Here is a 19,973-nt window from a genome sequence, read left to right as displayed (position 1 = left end):
GCGTGGTTCGAATCAGCGGGCGGGCGGCAGCGTGATGCCGGGAAAAGTCTTGATCACGGCGGAATCGTCCTCGCCGCCGTGACCGGCGCTCGACGCGCTCATGAACATCTGGTGCGCGGTCGCCGACAGCGGCAGCGGGAATTTGCTGCGGCGTGCGGTGTCGAGCACGAGGCCGAGATCCTTCACGAAGATGTCGACGGCCGACAGCGGCGTGTAGTCGCCGTTCAGGATGTGCGGCACGCGGTTCTCGAACATCCACGAATTGCCGGCACTGTGCGTGATCACGTCGTACAGCGCATCGGGATCGACGCCTTCGCGCAGGCCGAGCGCCATCGCTTCGGCGGCGGCCGCGATATGCACGCCGGCCAGCAGCTGGTTGATGATCTTGACCTTCGAGCCGACACCGTGCGTATCGCCGAGACGGTAGACCTTGCCCGCCATCGCGGCGAGCACGTCTTCGCACGCCGCGTATGCGGCGGCGGGGCCGGACGTCATCATCGTCATCTCGCCGGACGCCGCGCGCGCGGCACCGCCCGACACCGGCGCGTCGAGCATCTGCAGGCCGGCCGCCTCGATGCGCGCGCCGAGCGCGACCGCGAAGTCGGGCGCGACGGTCGCGCTCGCGATCACGACGCCGCCCGGCTTCATCGACGCGACCGCGCCGTGTTCGCCGAACAGCACCGTTTCCGTCTGCGCGGCATTGACGACGAGCGTGACGACGACGTCGCACTGCGCGCCGAGTTCGGCCGGCGTCGCGCAGGCGATGCCGCCTTCGGCCGCGAACGCGTGCAGCACCGCTTCACGGACGTCGCATGCGTGCACGCGAAAGCCCGCGCGCAGCAGCGAACGCGCGACGCCGAGGCCCATCGCGCCGAGGCCGATGACTCCAACATTTCGTGACATGGTCAACCTTGATCGATTCGGAACAGATTCGGGAATGCGCCGCGGCGTCAGCAGATGCCGGCTTCCGCGAGACGGCGCGCAGCGTTGTACATGTGCGTGCGCGCCGCGTTGCGCGCGGCCATCGGATCGCGCGAGCGGATCGCGTCGGCGATCGCCGCATGTTCTTCGCGCACCTGCCGTGAGAAGTCCTCGCGCGTGGCTTCGTTGCGGCGCGTGACCTTCACGCCCGCTTCGAGATACTGGTTCAGGAACTGCAGCGTCTTGAGGAAGTACGGGTTGCCCGTGACGGCCGCGATCGTACGGTGGAACGCGACGTCCTCGGCGACGCCGTCGCGCCCCTCGGCGACCGCTTCGTCGATCTTGCGCAGCGCGTCGTCGATGTCGGCCATGTCTTCGTCGCTGTGACGCAGCGCGGCTTCGGCCGCGACTTCGGCTTCGATCGCGCGACGCACCGCGAGCAGATGCGGCAGCGAGCTCGCCTCGACCGCTTCCGCATAGTCGATGCGCAGCGGCCGGATCGCGCCGTGCTGGTTCACGTACACGCCGCTGCCCTGGCGCGGCTCGACGACGCCTTCGTTCTTCAGCCGCGAGATCGCTTCACGAATGACGGTGCGGCTCACGCCGAATTCCTGCGCGAGCACCGCTTCGGTCGGCAGCTTGCCGGTCGCCACGAAGCTGCCGGCTTCGATCTGCTTCAGCAGCTGCTGCGCGACGTGGTCGCTCATCGCACGGGCAGGGATTTTCTCGAACATGACGCGATAGCTTGTAAGGTGATGTGGTCATCATACAAATTTGATCGCGGTGAGGCATCCGGGAATACCCTCGGTCAAAATGCACGAACATCGGCGAAACTGACTGGAACCGGTTCCATTTTGACGCGAACGGCGCGCAATGTGATTGCGCGGCCGCGCCGTCGGAGGCGAGCGGCAGGGAATTGCGCGGCTCGACTGGAGCAGGGAGAACCGGGAGAAGGGCCGCGCTCGGTCAGTCCGTAGCCACTCTGCTGGCGCTCGAGCGGGGGCGCCGGCACACGCGCGGCATGAACGTCTGGTTTTCGCGCTGGCGCAGGCCGATCGTCACGCGCCGACGGACTGCCCGCTCACTCGACTTCGTCGTGAAGCGCGTCGTCCGTCACGCTCGCGGCGGCTGCCGCTTCGTCGCCGCCACGCTCGCGATACGCGGCCGGCGGCACGCCGAACTGCTTGCGGAACTCGCGCCCGAGATGCGACGCGTCGGCGAATCCACAGCTCGACGCGATGTCGGCGACGGTGCGGTCCGAACTGGTCAGCAGCCAGGCGGCCGTGCGCAGCCGCACCTGCTTCGCGAACGCCTGCGGGCTCTTGCCGGTTTCGGCCTTGAACAGCCGCTCGAGCTGCCGCGTCGACAGATCGAGCTTGCATGCGAGTTCCTCGAGCGGCAGCGCGCGCCCGACATGCTGTTCCATCAGAAGAATCGCGCGCTTGACCTTCGGATGCGTCGCGGGCTCGAGGCCCGGCGGATGCGGCTGCGGCGCATTGCCCTTCTGCATCTCGCCGACGAGCAGGATGCGCAGCGCCTTCTGCACGGTCGCGTGCTCGAAGTGGCGCAGCAGAATCGCGGCGGCAACGTCGATCGATGCGCGCCCGCCCGAGCAGGTGATGCGCCGCCGGTCGATCACGAACAGCCGGTCGGCGATCAGCAGATCGGGATCGGCGTTCGGAAAGCGCTCGATGAAATCCCAGTAATGGAACCAGCTCACGCAGGTGCGGTAGCCGTCGAGGACGCCGGCGCGCATCAGCGTAAACACGCCCGTGCAGATCCCGACGATCGTGGCGCCCCGCGCGGCCGCGCGACGGATGAACTCGAGCGTTTCGGGGCCGGCTTGCGGTCCCGAGTGCAGCAGCCCGCCGACGACGACCACGTAATCGAACGGCTCGGCCGCATCGAACGTTTCCCACGGCGTGATCTGGATCCCGCAGCTCGCGCGCACCGGCGCGAGCGTGTCGCCGATCACGCTCCACGCGCAGCGCACGGGCTTGCTGTAGTCGCCGTCGTCGGCGGACAGCCGCAGCATGTCGACGAACCCGGAGAACGCGGTGAGCGTGAAGTTCGGCAGCAGCACGATGCCGAAGCGGATGCGCCGCGGCGCCGGTTCGGCGAGAGGGGAAGCGGGTACGTCGGGTGTCATTGCGGCAAATCTCGTTACGCCGGGCGGGCGGTCTCACGCTGTTCAGGATACGGCAACCGGCGCGCGGCCGCGCGATGCGGACGCGGCCGGACTTGTGGTTTTTCGTCGCGAACCATCGCCAAAACGCACTTTCGGGCCGGGCGGCCGAGCGCTTGGCGGCGCTATCCCACGCCGATGCCGTTTTTGTTCTATCGGCGGATTTTACGCTTTGATGTACTGGCGTCCAACGTCACTTTGCAGTGCCATCCAGAGGAAGCCAGATGAACGTCAGCGTTTTCGACCTGTTCAAGATCGGCATCGGACCGTCCAGTTCGCATACGGTCGGACCGATGATCGCGGCGTGCCGCTTCGCGTCGCACGTGGAGGACGCGAACCTGCTCGGCTTCGTGCGCCGCGTGCGCGTCGAGCTGTACGGCTCGCTCGGCGCCACGGGCAAGGGCCACGGCACCGACAAGGCCGTGCTGCTCGGCCTCGAGGGCCATCTGCCGGACACGATCGATCCGGATCTGATCGAGCCGCGCCTCGCCGCGATCCGCGCCGAGAAGTCGCTGTCGCTGCTCGGCAAGCAGACGATCCGCTTCGATGAGAAGGAGCACATCGGCTTCTACCGGAAGCTGATGACGGGCACGAGCATCGTGCACCCGAACGGCATGCGCTTCCAGGCGTTCGACGAACACGGTCAACTGCTCGTCGAGAAGGAGTATTACTCGATCGGCGGCGGCTTCGTCGTGAACCGCGACGGCGATCGCGTCAACGGCGTGCGCGCGGCGGCCGAGGTGCCGTATCCGTTTCGCACCGGCGACGACCTGATGCGCCAGTGCCGCGAGCACGGGCTGTCGATCGCCGAGCTGATGATGCGCAACGAATGCGCGCTGCGTCCGGAAGACGAAGTGCGTGCGGGGCTGCTCGCGATCTGGCGCACGATGGCCGCCTGCGTCGAGCGCGGCTGCAAGGTCGAGGGCGATCTGCCGGGCCCGATGCGCGTCAAGCGCCGCGCGGCCGAACTGAATGCGCGGCTGCGTGCGCGCTCCGAGGAATCGCTGCGCGATCCGTTGTCGATGCTCGACTGGGTCAACCTCTATGCGATGGCCGTCAACGAGGAGAACGCGGCGGGCGGGCGCGTCGTCACCGCGCCGACCAACGGCGCGGCAGGCGTGATTCCGGCCGTGCTGCACTACTACGTGAAGTTCGTGCCGGGCTCGAACGAGGCGGGCATCGTCGAATTCCTGCTGACCGCCGCGGCGATCGGAATCATCTACAAGGAAACCGCGTCGATCTCCGGCGCGGAAGTCGGTTGCCAGGGCGAAGTCGGCGTCGCATGCTCGATGGCCGCGGCCGCGCTCGCGGCCGTGATGGGCGGCACGCCGGACCAGGTCGAGAACGCCGCCGAAATCGGCATGGAGCACAACCTCGGGATGACCTGCGACCCGGTCGGCGGGCTCGTGCAGATCCCGTGCATCGAGCGCAACGCGATGGGCGCGATCAAGGCGCTGAACGCGTCGCGCATGGCGCTGAAGGGCAACGGTCAGCACTACGTGTCGCTCGACTCGGTCATCAAGACGATGCGCGAGACGGGCGCCGACATGAAGACGAAATACAAGGAAACGTCGCGCGGCGGTCTGGCCGTGAACGTCATCGAATGCTAACGAAGGACCATCAACATGAGCCGCTACTCGATATTCAGCCTGTTCCGCAACGGCCTCTCGTATCACGAGAACTGGGAGAAGCAATGGAAGAGCCCCGAGCCCAAGCGTGAGTACGACGTCGTGATCGTCGGCGGCGGCGGGCACGGGCTCGCGACCGCGTACTACCTCGCGAAGGAGCACGGGATCACGAACGTCGCGATTCTCGAGAAAGGCTGGATCGGCGGCGGCAACACCGCGCGCAACACGACGATCGTGCGCTCGAACTATCTGTGGGACGAATCGGCCGCGCTGTACGAGAAGGCGATGAAGCTCTGGGAAGGGCTGTCGCAGGACCTCAACTACAACGTGATGTTCAGCCAGCGCGGCGTGATGAACCTCGCGCACACGCTGCAGGACGTGCGCGACACCGAGCGCCGCGTGAACGCGAACCGGCTCAACGGCGTCGATGCGGAATTCCTGACGCCCGCACAGGTGAAGGAAATCGAGCCGACGATCAACCTGAACAGCCGCTATCCGGTGCTCGGCGCATCGATCCAGCGTCGCGCGGGCGTCGCGCGTCACGACGCCGTCGCATGGGGCTTCGCGCGCGGCGCGGACCGCGCGGGCGTCGACATCATCCAGAACTGCCAGGTCACCGGCATTCGCCGCGAAGGCGGCGCGGTGGTCGGCGTCGACACGGTCAAGGGCTTCATCAAGGCGAAGAAGGTCGCGGTGGTCGCGGCCGGCAACACGACGACGCTCGCCGACATGGCCGGCGTGCGGCTGCCGATCGAAAGCCATCCGCTGCAGGCGCTCGTGTCCGAGCCGATCAAGCCGGTCGTCAACTCGGTGATCATGTCGAACGCCGTGCACGCGTACATCAGCCAGTCCGACAAGGGCGACCTCGTGATCGGCGCGGGCATCGACCAATACACGGGCTTCGGCCAGCGCGGCAGCTTCCACATCATCGAAGGCACGCTGCAGGCGATCGTCGAAATGTTCCCGGTGTTCTCGCGCGTGCGCATGAACCGTCAGTGGGGCGGCATCGTCGACGTGTCGCCGGACGCCTGCCCGATCATCAGCAAGACCGACGTGAAGGGGCTGTATTTCAACTGCGGCTGGGGGACGGGCGGCTTCAAGGCGACGCCGGGCTCGGGCTGGGTGTTCGCCCATACGATCGCTCGCGACGAACCGCATCCCCTGAACGCGCCGTTCTCGCTCGACCGCTTCTACACCGGCCACCTGATCGACGAACACGGCGCCGCCGCCGTCGCGCACTGAACGAGGAGAAACCAACATGTTGCTGATCGAATGTCCGTGGTGCGGGCCGCGCGCCGAATCCGAGTTCACGTGCGGCGGCGAAGCCGACATCGTGCGCCCGGTCGCGAATGAAACGATGACCGACCGCGAGTGGGGCGAGTACGTGTTCATGCGCGAGAACAAGCGCGGGCTCCACAAGGAGCAATGGCTGCACACGCAGGGCTGCCGCCGCTGGTTCAAGGTCACGCGCGACACCGTCACGTACGAAATCAAGAGCTACGAGAAGTTCGGCGGGGCAACCGCCGGCAACGCACACGAAGAGGGCACGAGCAAATGAGCCAGAAAGACCGCCTCGGCACCGGTGGCCGCATCAATCGCGCGATTCCGCTGACGTTCACGTTCAACGGACGCACGTATCAGGGCTTCCAGGGCGACACGCTCGCGTCCGCACTGCTCGCGAACGGCGTGCACTTCGTTGCGCGCAGCTTCAAGTATCACCGTCCGCGCGGGATCGTGACGGCCGGCGTCGAGGAACCGAATGCCGTCGTGCAGCTCGAGTCGGGCCCGTACACGGTGCCGAATGCGCGCGCGACCGAGATCGAGCTGTATCAGGGGCTCGTCGCGACGAGCGTGAATGCGGAGCCGTCGCTCGAGAACGACAAATACGCGATCAACCAGAAGCTGTCGCGTTTCCTGCCCGCCGGTTTCTACTACAAGACCTTCATGTGGCCGCGCAAGATGTGGCCGAAGTATGAAGAGAAGATCCGCGAGGCGGCCGGCCTCGGCAAGGCGCCCGACACGCTCGACGCCGATCGCTACGACAAGTGCTACGCGCATTGCGACGTGCTCGTGGTCGGCGGTGGCCCGTCGGGTCTCGCCGCTGCGCACGCGGCGGCGACGGCCGGTGCGCGCGTGATGCTCGTCGACGATCAGCGCGAGCTCGGCGGCAGCCTGCTGTCGTGCCGTGCGGAGATCGACGGCAAGCCGGCGCTGCAATGGGTCGAGAAGATCGAGGCCGAGCTGCGCAAGCTGCCGGACGTGACGATCCTGTCGCGCAGCACCGCGTTCGGCTATCAGGATCACAACCTCGTGACGATCACGCAGCGCCTGACCGATCACCTGCCGGTGTCGATGCGCAAGGGCACGCGCGAACTGCTGTGGAAGGTGCGTGCGAAGCGCGTGATTCTCGCGACCGGCGCGCACGAGCGGCCGATCGTATTCGGCAACAACGATCTGCCCGGCGTGATGCTGGCCGGCGCGGTGTCGACCTACATTCATCGCTTCGGCGTGCTGCCGGGGCGCAATGCGGTCGTGTTCACGAACAACGACCGTGCGTACCAGACCGCGCTCGATCTGAAGGCCTGCGGCGCGAAGGTGACGATCGTCGATTCGCGCGCGTCGTCGAACGGCGCGCTGCCGGCCGCCGCGAAGCGGCAGGGCGTGACGGTGATGAGCGGGACGGTCGTGACGGCCGCCTCGGGCAAGTGGCGCGTATCGTCGGTCGACGTCGCGTCCTATACGAACGGCCAGACCGGCGGCAAGCTGCAGACGCTGCCGTGCGACCTCCTCGCGATGTCGGGCGGCTTCAGCCCCGTGCTGCACCTGTTCGCGCAGTCGGGCGGCAAGGCGTGCTGGAGCGACGAGAAGGCGTGCTTCCTGCCCGGCAAGCCGGTGCAGGCCGAGGCGAGCGTCGGCGCGGCCGCCGGCGAGTTCGGGCTGGCGCGCGCACTGCGCCTCGCGCTCGACGCCGGTGCGGAAGCGGCGAAAGCGGCCGGTTTCACGGCCGCGCAGCGCCCGGTGGCGCCGCAGGTTGCCGAAACGGTCGAAGGCGCACTGCAGCCGCTCTGGCTCGTCGGCAGCCGCGAGGCCGCCGCGCGCGGGCCGAAGCAGTTCGTCGACTTCCAGAACGATGTGTCGGCGGCGGACATCCTGCTGGCCGCACGTGAAGGCTTCGAGTCGATCGAGCACGTGAAGCGCTATACCGCGATGGGCTTCGGCACCGATCAGGGCAAGCTCGGCAACATCAACGGGATGGCGATTCTCGCGCAGGCGCTCGGCAAGACGATTCCGGAAACGGGCACGACGACGTTCCGCCCGAACTACACGCCCGTGTCGTTCGGCACGTTCGCGGGCCGCGAGCTCGGCGACTTCCTCGATCCGATCCGCAAGACCTGCGTGCACGAATGGCACGTCGAGCACGGCGCGATGTTCGAGGACGTCGGCAACTGGAAGCGCCCGTGGTACTTCCCGAAGAAGGGCGAGGATCTGCATGCGGCCGTGAAGCGCGAATGTCTCGCGGTGCGCAACAGCGTCGGCATTCTCGATGCCTCGACGCTCGGCAAGATCGACATCCAGGGCCCCGATGCGGTGAAGCTGCTGAACTGGATGTACACGAACCCGTGGAACAAGCTCGAGGTCGGCAAGTGCCGCTACGGGCTGATGCTCGACGAAAACGGCATGGTGTTCGACGACGGCGTGACGGTGCGCCTCGCCGATCAGCACTTCATGATGACGACGACGACGGGCGGCGCCGCGCGCGTGCTCACGTGGCTCGAGCGCTGGCTGCAGACGGAATGGCCCGACATGAAGGTGCGCCTCGCGTCCGTCACCGATCACTGGGCGACGTTCGCGGTGGTCGGCCCGAAGAGCCGCAAGGTCGTGCAGAAGGTCTGCCAGGACATCGACTTCGGCAACGAAGCGTTCCCGTTCATGAGCTACCGGAACGGCACCGTCGCGGGCGTGAAGGCGCGCGTGATGCGGATCAGCTTCTCCGGCGAACTCGCGTACGAAGTCAACGTGCCGGCCAATGCGGGCCGCGCGGTGTGGGAAGCGCTGATGGCGGCGGGCGCCGAGTTCGACATCACGCCGTACGGCACCGAGACGATGCATGTGCTGCGTGCGGAGAAGGGCTACATCATCGTCGGTCAGGACACGGACGGCTCGGTCACGCCGTACGACCTCGGGATGGGCGGGCTCGTCGCGAAGTCGAAGGACTTCCTCGGCAAGCGTTCGCTGTCGCGTTCGGACACGGCGAAGGAAGGCCGCAAGCAGTTCGTCGGCCTGCTGACCGAGGACGAGCAGTTCGTGCTGCCGGAAGGCGCCCAGATCGTCGCGAAGGACACGCAGATTTCGACGGTCGAACCGACGCCGATGATCGGCCACGTGACGTCGAGCTACTACAGCCCGATCCTGAAGCGCTCGATCGCGCTGGCAGTGGTGAAGGGCGGATTGAACAAGATGGGCGAGAGCGTCGTGATTCCGCTGGCCAACGGCAAGCGCGTCACCGCGAAGATCTCGAGCCCGGTTTTCTACGATACGGAAGGGGTGCGCCAGCATGTGGAATGAGACCAGAAACCAGACGCCGGTGGCGGGCACGGGCAGCGTGCGGCTCGAGTCGCCGTTCGTCGGCGCGGCCGACCTGCTGAAAACGCATCAGGCGCGCGCCTCGAAGAAGTTCACGCTGCGCGAGCGGCCGTTCCTCGATCTCGTGAACGTGCGCGGTGAGCTGAGCGATCCGGCGTTCGTCGGCGCGTTCGAGCGCGTGGTCGGCTGCCGGCCGCCGGCCGAGCCGAACACCGTCGCGCGCAGCGCCGACTACGACGTGCTGTGGCTCGGTCCCGACGAATGGCTCGTGCGCTCGAACGGGCCCGTGCAGGCCGGCGTGCTCGAAGCGCAGCTCGCCGAGGCCGTGCAGGGTTCGTATGCGGCGGCGGTCGACGTCGGCAGCGGCTACACGGTCGTCGAGATCGGCGGCGAGCGCGTGCGCGACGTGCTCGCACGCGGCTGCCCGCTCGATCTGCATCCGCGCGTGCTGAAGCCGGGCCAGTGCGCGCAGTCGCACTACTTCAAGGCGTCGATCGTGCTGATCCCGACCGGCGACGCGTCGTACGAGATCGTCGTGCGCCGCAGCTTCGCCGACTATTTCGTGCGCATCATGCTCGACGCCGCGGCGCCGCTCGCATCATGAAGCCGTTCGACGAACCGTTCGCGGCGGTCGACGGACCGCGCCTGCGCGGGCGCGGCTGGAGCGTGTTCGTCGACGAACTGAAGGTGCCCGCGCGCGTCGGCATTCACGCGCACGAGCACGAGGCGCCGCAGCCGATCGTGATCGATGCGCGGCTCGAGTATCGCTGCGAGCCGAGCGAGCAGGGCGAGTGGATCGATTACGACGGCTACTGCGCGCGGATCGCGTCGTATCTCGCGCACAAGCCGCATACGCGCTTGCTCGAGACGCTCGTCGCCGACATCGCGGCACTGTCGTTTCGCGAATGGCCCGCCCTCGAATCGCTGACGCTGTCGGTGCACAAGCCGAAGATCCGGCCGGGCACGAAGCGCGTCGGCGTGTCGCTCGACTGGACGCGCGGCGATTACCTGCGGTGGACGGGCGCGGCCGGGCAGATCTGAGCGCTGGCGGTGCGGGCGGGATTATTCCTGGAATATCGGAATAATCGATGCGACCGACGGGAAGCGGCCCGTTGTTCCTGAAATATCGGAACAATGGGCCGTTCTGCATTGGTGCGCCTGTAATGCCGATATTTTCGTAGGTATGTTGTGGCGTCGCGCCGACAGCGCTTTATCCTTGCCTGCCTGCTCCGTGATTCGCGCGGCGCCCGCTTACGGCTTGCGCGGCGCCGGCGACGAATCGCCGACCGGCACCATGCGCGCCTTCGCATCGCTGCCGGCTTTCGCCTCGTCGGCCGGCTCGAGCACGAAGCGGAACGAATCGACGCGCTGCAGCACCTTCGCCGCATACGCATTCGATCCGCCGTAGCTCTTCAGCGCGGCCTGCACGTTGCCGCCGGCCGCTTTCACATAGCCGGACAGGATGGCCGAGCCGGCCTCGACGTTCGCGTTCGGCTCGGTCAGATCCGTCACGTTGCGCAGCAGCCCGCGATGCGCGGCCGGCACGACCTGCATCAGCCCGGTCGCGCCATGCTGGCCGCGCGCCTTTTCCTGGAAGCGCGATTCGATCGAGATGATCGCGTAGACGAGCGCCGGCGGCAGCGAATATTTCGTCGCGGTCGCGCTGACGATGTCCGCGAGCTTGATCGCCTTTTCCTTCGCGACGCCGAACTTCTTCGTCAGATACGCCGTGATCCGCCGATTGGCTTCGTTCGGCTGATCGGCGGCGGCGAGCGGGTCGGATGCGGGCAGCGCGGTCGATGCGGCCGCAACGTCCGCGGCAGCGGGCGCGGCCGGCGCCGATGCCGGTTGCGCCGACGCCTGGTGCGCGACGCCGAACGAAAGCACGATCAGCCAGAGTAACCGTCGCATGGGCGAATGGGGGAGAACGGAAGGCGCACAGTATATCGGCCAATTCCGTCGCGCATTCGAAGCGGCGCTCGAACGAAAGCGATCTGTAGGTGTGTGACGGGCGGCGCTAAACCGGTTGCATGAACACCCAACGGCGTCCTGACGAATGGTCGCGTCGCGCAACGCGTTATGCACCACGCACCACGCGTTATGCGCTACGCGCGTCGCGCGGCCGCGATGCGCGCCACCGCGCCGATCGCATCGCTGACGAGCACCGCGAGCAGCCCGACGATCACGCCGCCTTGCAGCACGAACGCGGTGTTCGACGTCTGCAGGCCGGCGATGATCACGTCGCCGAGCCCGCGCGCGGCGACCGTCGAGCCGATCGTCGCAGTGCCGAGATTGATCACGACCGCGAGCCGGATGCCGTTGACGATCACCGGAAACGCGAGCGGCAGCTCGACCGACATCAGCCGCTGCCAGCCGCTCATCCCCATTCCACACGCGGCTTCGACGACGTCGCGCGGCACGTCCTCGAGCCCGGCGATCGTGCTTTCGAACACGGGCAGCAGCCCGTACAGCACGAGTGCGATCAGCACGGGCTTCAATCCGAAGCCGACGGCCGGCACCGCGAGCGCGAGCACGGCGACCGGCGGAAAGGTCTGACCGATGTCGACGATGCTGCGTGCGACCGGCAGGAAGTCCGCGCCGAACGGCCGTGTGACGGCGATGCCGGCCGCGACCGCGATCAGCGTGCCGATCGCGCTCGACAGCGCGACCGTACCGAGATGCGCGAGCGTGAGATCGAGCAGGCTTGCGCGATCGTAGATCACCGGAGCGCCGTTGTCGGCGAACGGCGCGAAGCAGCCGTGCAGCCAGGCCGGGCGCAGCAGCAGCACGAGCAGCAGCGCGAGCGCGGCCGCGCGCGCCGCGGGCGCGACGAGCCGGCGCGCCGTGAACGGCCGCGACGCCGACGGCGTACCGCGCAGCGCATCGCGCGCATTCATGCGGGCTTCCTCGCATGCGCGCGGATCGCGTCGAGCGTGATGCGGCGCGACGGACGGCCGTGGCCGTCGTCGACCGGCAGCGCATCGACGCCGCGCCACAGCAGCTCGGAGATCGCATCGCGCAGCGTGCGCGCGGCCTCGATCGGCGCGCCGTCCGCGTGGCCCGCTTCGGCGACAGCGTCGACCGGGGTCAGCGCGAGCAGGCGCAACGGGCGGTCGACGCCCGCGACGAGCTGCTCGACGACACCCTCGGCCGGATTGCCGAGTATGTCGCCCGGCGTCGCGACCTGCAGCAGGCGGCCGCCGTCCATCACGGCGATCGTGTCGCCGAGCTTCAGCGCTTCCTCGATGTCGTGCGTGACGATCACGACCGTGATGCCGAGCCGCCGCTGCAGCGCGAGCAGATCGTCCTGCGCCTTGTTGCGGATGATCGGATCGAGCGCGCCGAACGGTTCGTCCATCAGCAGCATCGCGGGCTCGGCCGCGAGCGCACGCGCGACGCCGACGCGCTGCTGCTGGCCGCCCGACAGTTCGTGCGGCAGCTTGTCGGCGAACTCGGCCGGCGCGAGATGGAACAGCTCGAGCAGTTCGGCGACGCGCGCGCGGATGCGGTCGGGGCGCCAGCCGAGCAGGCGCGGCACGGTCGCGATGTTGCGCGCGACGCTCCAGTGCGGAAACAGGCCGTGCCCCTGAATCACGTAGCCGATGCGCCGCCGCAGCTGCTCGGGCGGCACGCCGGCCGTGTCGGTGCCGTCGATGCGGATCGTGCCGCTCGTCGGTGCGATCAGCCGGTTGATCATCCGCAGCAGCGTCGACTTGCCGCTGCCCGATGCGCCGACGAGCGCGGTGATGGTGCCTTGCTTCATCGTCAGCGAGACGTCGTCGACGGCGACGATGTCGCCGAAGCGTTTGCCGACGCGATCGATTTCGATCATCCGGACCGTCCTTTCGCGAGCGACGTCGCGGCTTCGAAGACGACCGCGGCCGCGAGCGCGAGCGCGATCGTCGGAATCGCGCCGAGCAGCACGAGGTCGGCCGCCGATTGCCCGATTCCCTGGAAGATGAAGGTGCCGAACCCGCCGCCGCCGATCAGCGCGGCGACCGCGGTCAGCCCGATGTTCTGCACGAGCACGACGCGCACGCCGCTCAGGATCACCGGCAGCGCAAGCACGAGGTCGACGCGGAACAGCCGCTGCGCGCGCGTCATGCCCATCGCGCGCGCCGCTTCGGTCACATGCGGCGGCACCTGCGCGAGCCCGACCGCGACGCTCGACGCGATCGGCAGCAGCGAGTAGAGGAACAGCGCGAGCACGGCGGGCGCGACGCCGATGCCGCGCACGCCGAGCGCTGCCGCGAGCGGCACGTGCGCGGCGAGCAGGCCGAGCGGCGCCATCATCAGCCCGTACATCGCGATGCTCGGAATCGTCTGAACGATATTGAGCACCGGCATCACGATTGCACGCACCGGCGCCGCGCGCGCGCATGCGATGCCGAGCGGCAGCCCCGCGACGAGCGCGGCCGCGACCGAGCCGCCCGCGAGCGACAGATGACGGCTTGCCTCGCGCCAGAAGTCGTCGCTGCGCACCGCGTATTCGCGCATCACGGAGAGCCCGTCCCACCAGCCGGTCGCGAGCGGCACCGACACCGCCGCGATCGCGACGACGAGCGCGGCGAGCCTCCGCCACGGACCGAACGCGAGCCGGGCGAGCGCGTCCGCGACGAGCACGGCCCACGCGAACAGCAGCACCCACACGCCGGCCGCCGGCGACACGCGCGCGAGCATGTCGTCGGGTGCGACCGCGTGCGACGTGGCGGCGCCGAGCGCATACGCGAGCGTCGCGAGCCATGTGCAGCCGGCCGCGAGCCGCCACGTCGGGCGGCTCGCCGTCATCGCCCAGAGTGCGCCGACGATCCACAGCGTCGCGAGCGCCGCACCCTGCGCGACCGGCAGCGCCGCGAACACCGACAGCCCGGTGCCGGCCGCGATACGATTCGGCCGCAGCACGACGAACGGCATGCCGAGCACGGCGACGATCGTCAGCAGGCCGATCAGGATGCCGACCTTGTCCGGTGTCACGCGCCGCGCGCAGGCCGCCGCGCGCATCGTCATTTCACGAAGCCCTTCGATTTCAGATAGCTCTTGGCGACGCCGGCCGCTGGCTCGCCGTTGATCTGGATGCGTGCGTTGAGCATCTGCAGCGTCTTCAGATCGAGGCTCGCGAACACGGGCTTCAGATAGTCGGCGATCTGCGGATGCGCTTTCAGCACCGCTTCGCGGATCACCGGCGCCGGTGCATAGACGGGCTGCACGTGCTTGTCGTCGTCGAGCACCGTGAGCCCGCTCGATGCGATCCCGCCGTCGGTGCCGTACACCATCGCGGCGTTCACGCCGTCGGTCTGGTTCGCGGCCGCCTTGATCGTCGCGGCCGTGTCGCCGCCGGACAGCACGACGAGCTGATCGGGTTTCAGCTTGAAGCCGTACGCCTTCTCGAACGACGGCAGCGCCGATGCGCTGTTGACGAATTCCGCCGATGCGGCGAGCTTCACGTTGCCGCCGCCCGCGACCCACTTGCCGAAATCGCTGAAGGTTTTCAGATGCCGCGCCTGCGCGACCGACGACAGCACGGCGACGCCCCACGTGTTGTTGGCGGGCGCCGGCGCGAGCCACACGAGGTGGTTCGCCGCATAGTCGAGCTGCTTCGCGGTGTCGTAGCCTTGGCTCGCGTTCTTCCAGACCGGATCGTCGGCCTTGTTGAAGAAGAAGGCGGCGTTGCCGGTGTATTCGGGGTAGATGTCGATCTCGCCGCTCGTCAGCGCCTTGCGTACGATCGGCGTCGCGCCGAGCGCGATCTTTTCGGTGACGGGAATGCCGTGCGCCTTCAGCACCTGCGCGATCACGTTGCCGAGCAGGTTGCCTTCGGTGTCGATCTTCGACGATACGACGACGGGCGCATCCGCGTGTGCACCGGGTGCGACGACGGATGCGGCGAGTGCGAGGCCCAGGATCCGGGCGGGCAGGGCGAGCTTCATCGTGGCCAATCTCCAGGACGGGGGCGTACGCCGAAACTTACTTGACTGAGCCGGCTTTGGCAAACCGCGCGCGGCCGCGTGGCCCCTGCGCGCGTGGGGACAACCGGCAGCCGGCGCGCGGCCTTGCTACACTGCAAGCCGTTCCCGCCCTGCGGACATCTGCTGCCATGAAACCGGAACTGCTGGTCCTCATTCCGCTGCGCGACGACGCGCAGCGCCGCATTGCCGCGTCGTTCGAGGTGCGCCATGCACCGACTGCCGAGCTGCGCGAACGCACGATCGCCGAGCACGGCGGCACGATCCGCGCGGTGCTGACCAACGGCAGCACGGGGCTCGCCGCGCACGAGATCGATGCACTGCCGCAGGTCACGCTCGTCGGCGCGCTCGGCGCCGGCTACGAGCAGATCGACGTCGCGCATGCCAAGGCGCGCGGGATCGCGGTCGTCACCGGCGCCGGCACCAACGACGACTGCGTCGCCGATCATGCGTTCGCACTGCTGCTCGCCGCGGTACGCGGCATCGTGCGGCTCGATGCGGCGACGCGCGCGGGCGTCTGGCGCGACGCGTTGCCGATGCCGCCGAACGTGTCGGCCAAGCGGCTCGGCATCGTCGGGCTCGGCCGGATCGGCGAGAAATGCGCGCGGCGCGCGGCGGGCTTCGACATCGAGATCGGCTATCACAACCGCGCGGCGAAGCAGGTTCCGTACCGCTACTTCGAACGGCTCGACGCGCTTGCGCAGTGGGCCGATTTTCTGATCGTCGCGACGCCGGGCGGCGCGGGCACGCGCCATCTGATCGACCGCACGGTACTCGATGCGCTGGGCCCGCACGGGTTTCTCGTCAACGTTTCGCGCGGCAGCGTCGTCGATACCGCTGCTTTGGCAGACGCGCTGCGCGAACGGCGCCTCGCGGGCGCGGCGCTCGACGTGTACGAAGGCGAACCCGAACCGCCGCGCGCGCTGACCGCGCTCGACAACGTCGTGCTGACGCCGCACCTCGGCGGCTGGTCGCCCGAGGCGCTCGATCGTTCGGTGCAGCAGTTTCTCGACAACGCCGCGCGGCATTTCGCGGGCGAGCCGCTGCTCACGCCGCTGTGAGTGCGGCCGCCGCCGCGCGCATCACGCATTTTTTTCGTCTACGAAGGAATCCCGATGTCGACGTACATCGCTGAAGTGGAATGGCAGGCCGCCCCCGACGACAAGTTCGTCGACAACCGCTACAGCCGCCGGCACGAATGGCGTTTCGACGGCGGCGTGACGGTGCCTGCGTCGAGCTCGCCGCACGTCGTGCGCGTGCCGTTCTCCGATCCGGCTGCAGTCGACCCGGAAGAGGCGTTCGTCGCCGCGCTGTCGAGCTGTCACATGCTGTGGTTTCTGTCGATCGCCGCGCAGCGGCGCTTCGTCGTGACACGCTATCGCGACGCAGCCGAAGGCACGATGGCGAAAAACGACGCCGGCAAGGAAGTCGTGACGCGCATCGTGCTGAAGCCGGCCGTCACGTTCGGCGGCGAGCGTGCGCCGACCGACGACGAAGTCGCGGCGCTGCATCACGCCGCGCACGACGCCTGCTTTCTCGCGAATTCGGTGCGCACGACGATCGACGTCGAAGGGACGTGGGAACATCGCGCGCAATGAGGGCACCGTAGACGCGCACGCAGGATCGCTCGTGCGATCGTGCGTGCTGCGCCGGTCCTGCCGTGTGTTACACGCGATGGCCGATCGACTCCGTCAGATAGCGCGCGAGTTCGTCGCGCGTAAACGTCGGCTCCTCGATGCCGCTGCCCTGTAGTGCCGCCTGCACGCGGTCGCAGCGCCACCGGTACGTGTCCTGATAGAGCTCGACGGTGGAGCGTCCGTCGTACATCACGTCGCGGAACAGGCTCAGCAGCGGATAGAGCGGCGCGGCCGTGTCGTGCTGCCAGCCGTCGAGCCATTGACGGAACGGCACGGTCTCGAAGCGCAATCCGAAATGCCGTTCGAGGCGCTCGAAGAACTGCCGGAGCGTCAGGTTGTTGTCGTCGGTATGCACGAGGTTGTACTTGTGGCCGAGCGCCGACGGATTGCGCGAAATATGCGCGATCGCACGCGTCATGTAGTCGACTGTCGTCAGCCCTTCGCGCAGATTGCGCAGATCGGGAATCTGCTGCTGATCGATGCAGGTGCGCACGAGCCGGCCCCACCACTGATAGTTCGCGCTGAGCCCCGTGTCGCGATGGAACGTCGCGTAGCCGAGGCGGAACGTCATCAGCGGCAGCCCGCGCGACGCCGCGAGATCGGCCACTTTCTCCATCACCCATTTGCTGCGCACGTAGCCGATGTCCGTCATCACGGCCGGCAGGTTCTGATCGATGTCGTCGTCTTCGGACACCGTCGTCTTGCCGGTGTGCAGATGGCCCCAGCTGTAGACCGAAATCGTCGACAGCAGCATGAGTGCCTTCGGCTGGCCGTCCGCCGCGAACGCGAGCACGCGCTTGAGCCCGTCGACGTTGTCGGTGCGCATGTACGAATACGGCTGAATGAAGTTGACCGCGCTCGCCGAGTGATAGATCACGTCGACGCAGCCCGCCAGCGTGCGGTAATCGGCATCGCTCATGCCGAGCCGCGGCAGCGACAGGTCCGCCGCATGTGCGACCCAGCGCGACGAGTCGGGCAGCGCGACGCGATAGCGCTGCGCCTGTTCGACGATGCGTGCGCGGGCGGATGCGCCATCGGCCGCGCGGACCGTACAGTGCACGACCGCGTCGGTGCGCTCGAGCAGATCGGCCAGCAGATGCACGCCGACGAAGCCCGTCGCGCCCGTCAGCAGGATATGCGCGGGCCGTTCGAGCCGGCGCGTATCGAACGGGCGGAACGACGCGATGCCGTCCGGCAGCGCGATGTCGTCGCGCAGCGCGCGCGCCGGCTCCGCATCGAGCAGCGACTGCCGCTCGTTGAGCCGTGCTTCGAGGCGCTCGCGCAGCGCGGCGCCCGTCGGACACTCGTACACGTCGCGCACGTAGACCTTCATCCGCAACGTTTCGCCGAGGCGACGCACGAACTCCGCGATCAGCAGCGAGTGGCCGCCGATGTCGAAGAAATTGTCGGCCGGCCCGAAATCGGTATGGCCGAGGATCGGTGCGAGCGTCCGCGCGATCGCGGTGTCGATGCGGTCGTCGCGCCAGCCCGCGTGCGATGCGCGCGCCGCGCTGCCGTCGTCGAGTTCGCGCAGCGCGGCCTTGTCGACCTTGCCGTTCAACGTGACGGGAAGCTCGGGCAGCACGACGTAGCGGCGCGGACGCATGTAGTGCGGCAGGCACGCGCGGATCCGCGTGCGGATCGAGCCGATCACGTCGCCGTTCGCGTGCTCCGCGTCGGGCACGACGAACGCGACGATGTCCTTCGCATTCGACGCGTCCTCGACGGCAATCACCGCGCACTTGCGGATGCCGGGCTGCGTCGACAGCACCGATGCGATCTCGCCGAGTTCGACACGGTGGCCGCGGATCTTCAACTGATCGTCCATGCGCCCGAGATACTGGATCGAGCCGTCGGGCAGCCGGCGTCCGAGATCGCCCGTGCGGTACAGCCGCCGCGAGCGATCGTGCGGCAGCGCGACGAACTTGTCGTGCGTGAGCGACGGGTCGTTCAGATAGCCGCGAGCGACGCACGGGCCCGCGATGCAGAGCTCGCCGACCTGGCCGTCGGGCAGCGGCGCGAGTTGCGCGTCGAGCACATGGATCGTCGCGCCGGGCACCGGATGGCCGATCGACGAAGGGCGGCCGAGCGTCGCGCTCGGCACGCGATGCATCGTCGCGAAGATCGTCGTCTCGGTCGGTCCGTAGAAATCGATCAGCGTGTAGGTCGCGCCGTCGGTGTCGACCGGCTGCAGCTTTTCGCCGGCCGTGAACAGGTAGCGCAGCGCCAGATCGCTGCCGCGCGATGCGCGTACGAAGTCGGGCACCATCACGGTCGGGACGAACGCGTGCGTCGTCGCATGGTCGCGATGAAACGCGACGAGTGCATCGGCGTCGGGGCGGATCTCTTCGTCGGGCAACAGCAGCGTCGCGCCGGCCGTCAGCGCGGACCAGATCTCCCACTGCGAGATGTCGAAACTCAGTCCGGCCATCAGCGGCATCCGGCTCGCTGCCGTCACGCCGAACTCGCGGTTGTGCCAGTCGACCAGCCGCGCGACCGCATGATGCTCGATCTCGACGCCCTTCGGCCGGCCGGTCGTGCCCGACGTGAAGATCACGTAGAGCAGATCGTGCGGCGCCGGTGTGCGCAGCTCGCCGTCGGGCGCATCGTCGCCGATCAGCGACGCCACCGCGAGCGGCGCGACGCCCGCGCTCGACGGTTCGGCGGCCGCATTGGCGCGCGCGTGGAGCGCGACGGTCGCACCGCTTTGTTCGTAGATGTGGCGTTTGCGCTCCGCCGGATACGCATCGTCGATCGGAATGTAGGCGGCGCCGGCCTTCAGCACGCCGAGCAGCGCCACGAGGAAATCGGCGGAGCGCACGGCTTCGACCGGAACCAGGCTGCCCGGCGCGACGCCGCGTGCGATCAGCGCCCGCGCGACGCGATTGCTGCGCGCGTCCAGTTCGCCGTAGGTCAGCGACGCATCGCGCGCGAGAATCGCGGTGTGATTCGGCGCTTCTGCGACGCGTGCGGAAAAGGCGTGCAGAACGGTCGATTCGATGGTTTCAATTCCCATGAAAATTCTCCTTTGATACTGCAGTGGGCGAGTTTCAAA

The 19,973-nt window shown here is 68.1% G+C and carries 17 protein-coding genes; 8 read left to right on the top strand and 9 right to left on the bottom strand.

Annotation, left to right across the window (positions count from 1 at the left end; all coding sequences use genetic code 11):
• Window positions 1-12 precede the first annotated feature (12 nt).
• The 3 genes from ltnD to NP80_RS11540 all read right to left on the bottom strand — a co-directional run bounded on the left by ltnD (window position 13) and on the right by NP80_RS11540 (window position 3,070).
• Entirely contained in the window at window positions 13-903 is an 891-nt protein-coding gene (gene ltnD, locus NP80_RS11550; protein WP_006411877.1) for an L-threonate dehydrogenase, read from the bottom strand.
• A gap of 47 nt (window positions 904-950) precedes the next feature.
• Window positions 951-1,655 (bottom strand): FadR/GntR family transcriptional regulator, encoded by a 705-nt coding sequence (locus NP80_RS11545; protein WP_006396307.1) that lies wholly within the window; start codon window positions 1,653-1,655, stop codon window positions 951-953.
• A gap of 347 nt (window positions 1,656-2,002) precedes the next feature.
• Window positions 2,003-3,070, bottom strand: coding sequence for a GlxA family transcriptional regulator (locus tag NP80_RS11540; protein ID WP_006411879.1), 1,068 nt, complete (start codon window positions 3,068-3,070; stop codon window positions 2,003-2,005).
• A 260-nt stretch (window positions 3,071-3,330) separates the two neighbouring features.
• On the opposite strand from NP80_RS11540, the gene NP80_RS11535 reads away from it, so the two are divergent.
• The 6 genes from NP80_RS11535 to NP80_RS11510 are packed head-to-tail and all read left to right on the top strand — an operon-like array spanning window position 3,331 to window position 10,359.
• On the top strand, window positions 3,331-4,716 hold the full coding sequence (locus NP80_RS11535) for an L-serine ammonia-lyase (RefSeq protein ID WP_006396309.1): 1,386 nt from the start codon (window positions 3,331-3,333) through the stop codon (window positions 4,714-4,716).
• Between the two features lie 15 nt (window positions 4,717-4,731).
• Window positions 4,732-5,976 carry a sarcosine oxidase subunit beta family protein gene (locus NP80_RS11530; RefSeq protein WP_006396310.1) on the top strand — a complete coding sequence of 415 codons (1,245 nt, stop codon included), beginning with the start codon at window positions 4,732-4,734 and terminating at the stop codon, window positions 5,974-5,976.
• A 16-nt stretch (window positions 5,977-5,992) separates the two neighbouring features.
• The gene (locus NP80_RS11525; protein WP_006396311.1) at window positions 5,993-6,292 is read left to right on the top strand and encodes a sarcosine oxidase subunit delta; all 300 of its coding nucleotides are present in this window, start codon (window positions 5,993-5,995) and stop codon (window positions 6,290-6,292) included.
• On the top strand, window positions 6,289-9,300 hold the full coding sequence (locus NP80_RS11520; protein WP_035948262.1) for a sarcosine oxidase subunit alpha family protein: 3,012 nt from the start codon (window positions 6,289-6,291) through the stop codon (window positions 9,298-9,300). The genes NP80_RS11525 and NP80_RS11520 overlap by 4 nt, the downstream gene beginning before the upstream one ends.
• Window positions 9,290-9,922, top strand: coding sequence for a sarcosine oxidase subunit gamma (locus NP80_RS11515; protein ID WP_035489014.1), 633 nt, complete (start codon window positions 9,290-9,292; stop codon window positions 9,920-9,922). The genes NP80_RS11520 and NP80_RS11515 overlap by 11 nt, the downstream gene beginning before the upstream one ends.
• On the top strand, window positions 9,919-10,359 hold the full coding sequence (locus NP80_RS11510; protein ID WP_006405983.1) for a dihydroneopterin aldolase: 441 nt from the start codon (window positions 9,919-9,921) through the stop codon (window positions 10,357-10,359). Before NP80_RS11515 ends, NP80_RS11510 begins: the two co-directional genes overlap by 4 nt.
• Before the next feature lie 210 nt (window positions 10,360-10,569).
• On the opposite strand, the gene NP80_RS11505 is transcribed toward NP80_RS11510, so the two are convergent.
• The 5 genes from NP80_RS11505 to osmF form a co-directional block, all read right to left on the bottom strand.
• Window positions 10,570-11,229, bottom strand: coding sequence for a lytic transglycosylase domain-containing protein (locus tag NP80_RS11505; protein WP_006411878.1), 660 nt, complete (start codon window positions 11,227-11,229; stop codon window positions 10,570-10,572).
• Between the two features lie 194 nt (window positions 11,230-11,423).
• Window positions 11,424-12,215: an ABC transporter permease gene (locus NP80_RS11500; RefSeq protein ID WP_045593458.1), complete on the bottom strand. Its 792-nt coding sequence runs from the start codon at window positions 12,213-12,215 to the stop codon at window positions 11,424-11,426.
• Window positions 12,212-13,150 carry an ABC transporter ATP-binding protein gene (locus NP80_RS11495; RefSeq protein ID WP_045593456.1) on the bottom strand — a complete coding sequence of 313 codons (939 nt, stop codon included), beginning with the start codon at window positions 13,148-13,150 and terminating at the stop codon, window positions 12,212-12,214. Before NP80_RS11495 ends, NP80_RS11500 begins: the two co-directional genes overlap by 4 nt.
• Window positions 13,147-14,325 carry an ABC transporter permease gene (locus NP80_RS11490; RefSeq protein WP_045593454.1) on the bottom strand — a complete coding sequence of 393 codons (1,179 nt, stop codon included), beginning with the start codon at window positions 14,323-14,325 and terminating at the stop codon, window positions 13,147-13,149. Before NP80_RS11490 ends, NP80_RS11495 begins: the two co-directional genes overlap by 4 nt.
• Window positions 14,322-15,245, bottom strand: coding sequence for a glycine betaine ABC transporter substrate-binding protein OsmF (gene osmF / locus NP80_RS11485; RefSeq protein ID WP_006411484.1), 924 nt, complete (start codon window positions 15,243-15,245; stop codon window positions 14,322-14,324). The genes NP80_RS11490 and osmF overlap by 4 nt, the downstream gene beginning before the upstream one ends.
• A gap of 167 nt (window positions 15,246-15,412) precedes the next feature.
• Between osmF and NP80_RS11480 the strand changes: the two genes are divergently transcribed.
• Both NP80_RS11480 and NP80_RS11475 read left to right on the top strand, forming a co-directional pair.
• On the top strand, window positions 15,413-16,342 hold the full coding sequence (locus NP80_RS11480) for a 2-hydroxyacid dehydrogenase (RefSeq protein ID WP_006411486.1): 930 nt from the start codon (window positions 15,413-15,415) through the stop codon (window positions 16,340-16,342).
• A gap of 54 nt (window positions 16,343-16,396) precedes the next feature.
• Window positions 16,397-16,879 (top strand): OsmC family protein, encoded by a 483-nt coding sequence (locus tag NP80_RS11475; RefSeq protein ID WP_006405990.1) that lies wholly within the window; start codon window positions 16,397-16,399, stop codon window positions 16,877-16,879.
• A gap of 67 nt (window positions 16,880-16,946) precedes the next feature.
• Here the strand turns inward: NP80_RS11475 and NP80_RS11470 are convergent, their stop codons facing one another.
• Window positions 16,947-19,934: an amino acid adenylation domain-containing protein gene (locus NP80_RS11470; RefSeq protein WP_006411482.1), complete on the bottom strand. Its 2,988-nt coding sequence runs from the start codon at window positions 19,932-19,934 to the stop codon at window positions 16,947-16,949.
• Between the last annotated feature and the right edge of the window lie 39 nt (window positions 19,935-19,973).

Origin of the sequence: Burkholderia multivorans ATCC BAA-247 (genome assembly GCF_000959525.1) — a bacterium.
Lineage (GTDB): Bacteria > Pseudomonadota > Gammaproteobacteria > Burkholderiales > Burkholderiaceae > Burkholderia > Burkholderia multivorans.
The sequence above is the reverse complement of the archived record's forward strand: the minus strand, read 5'-3'. Positions and strand labels throughout refer to the sequence as shown.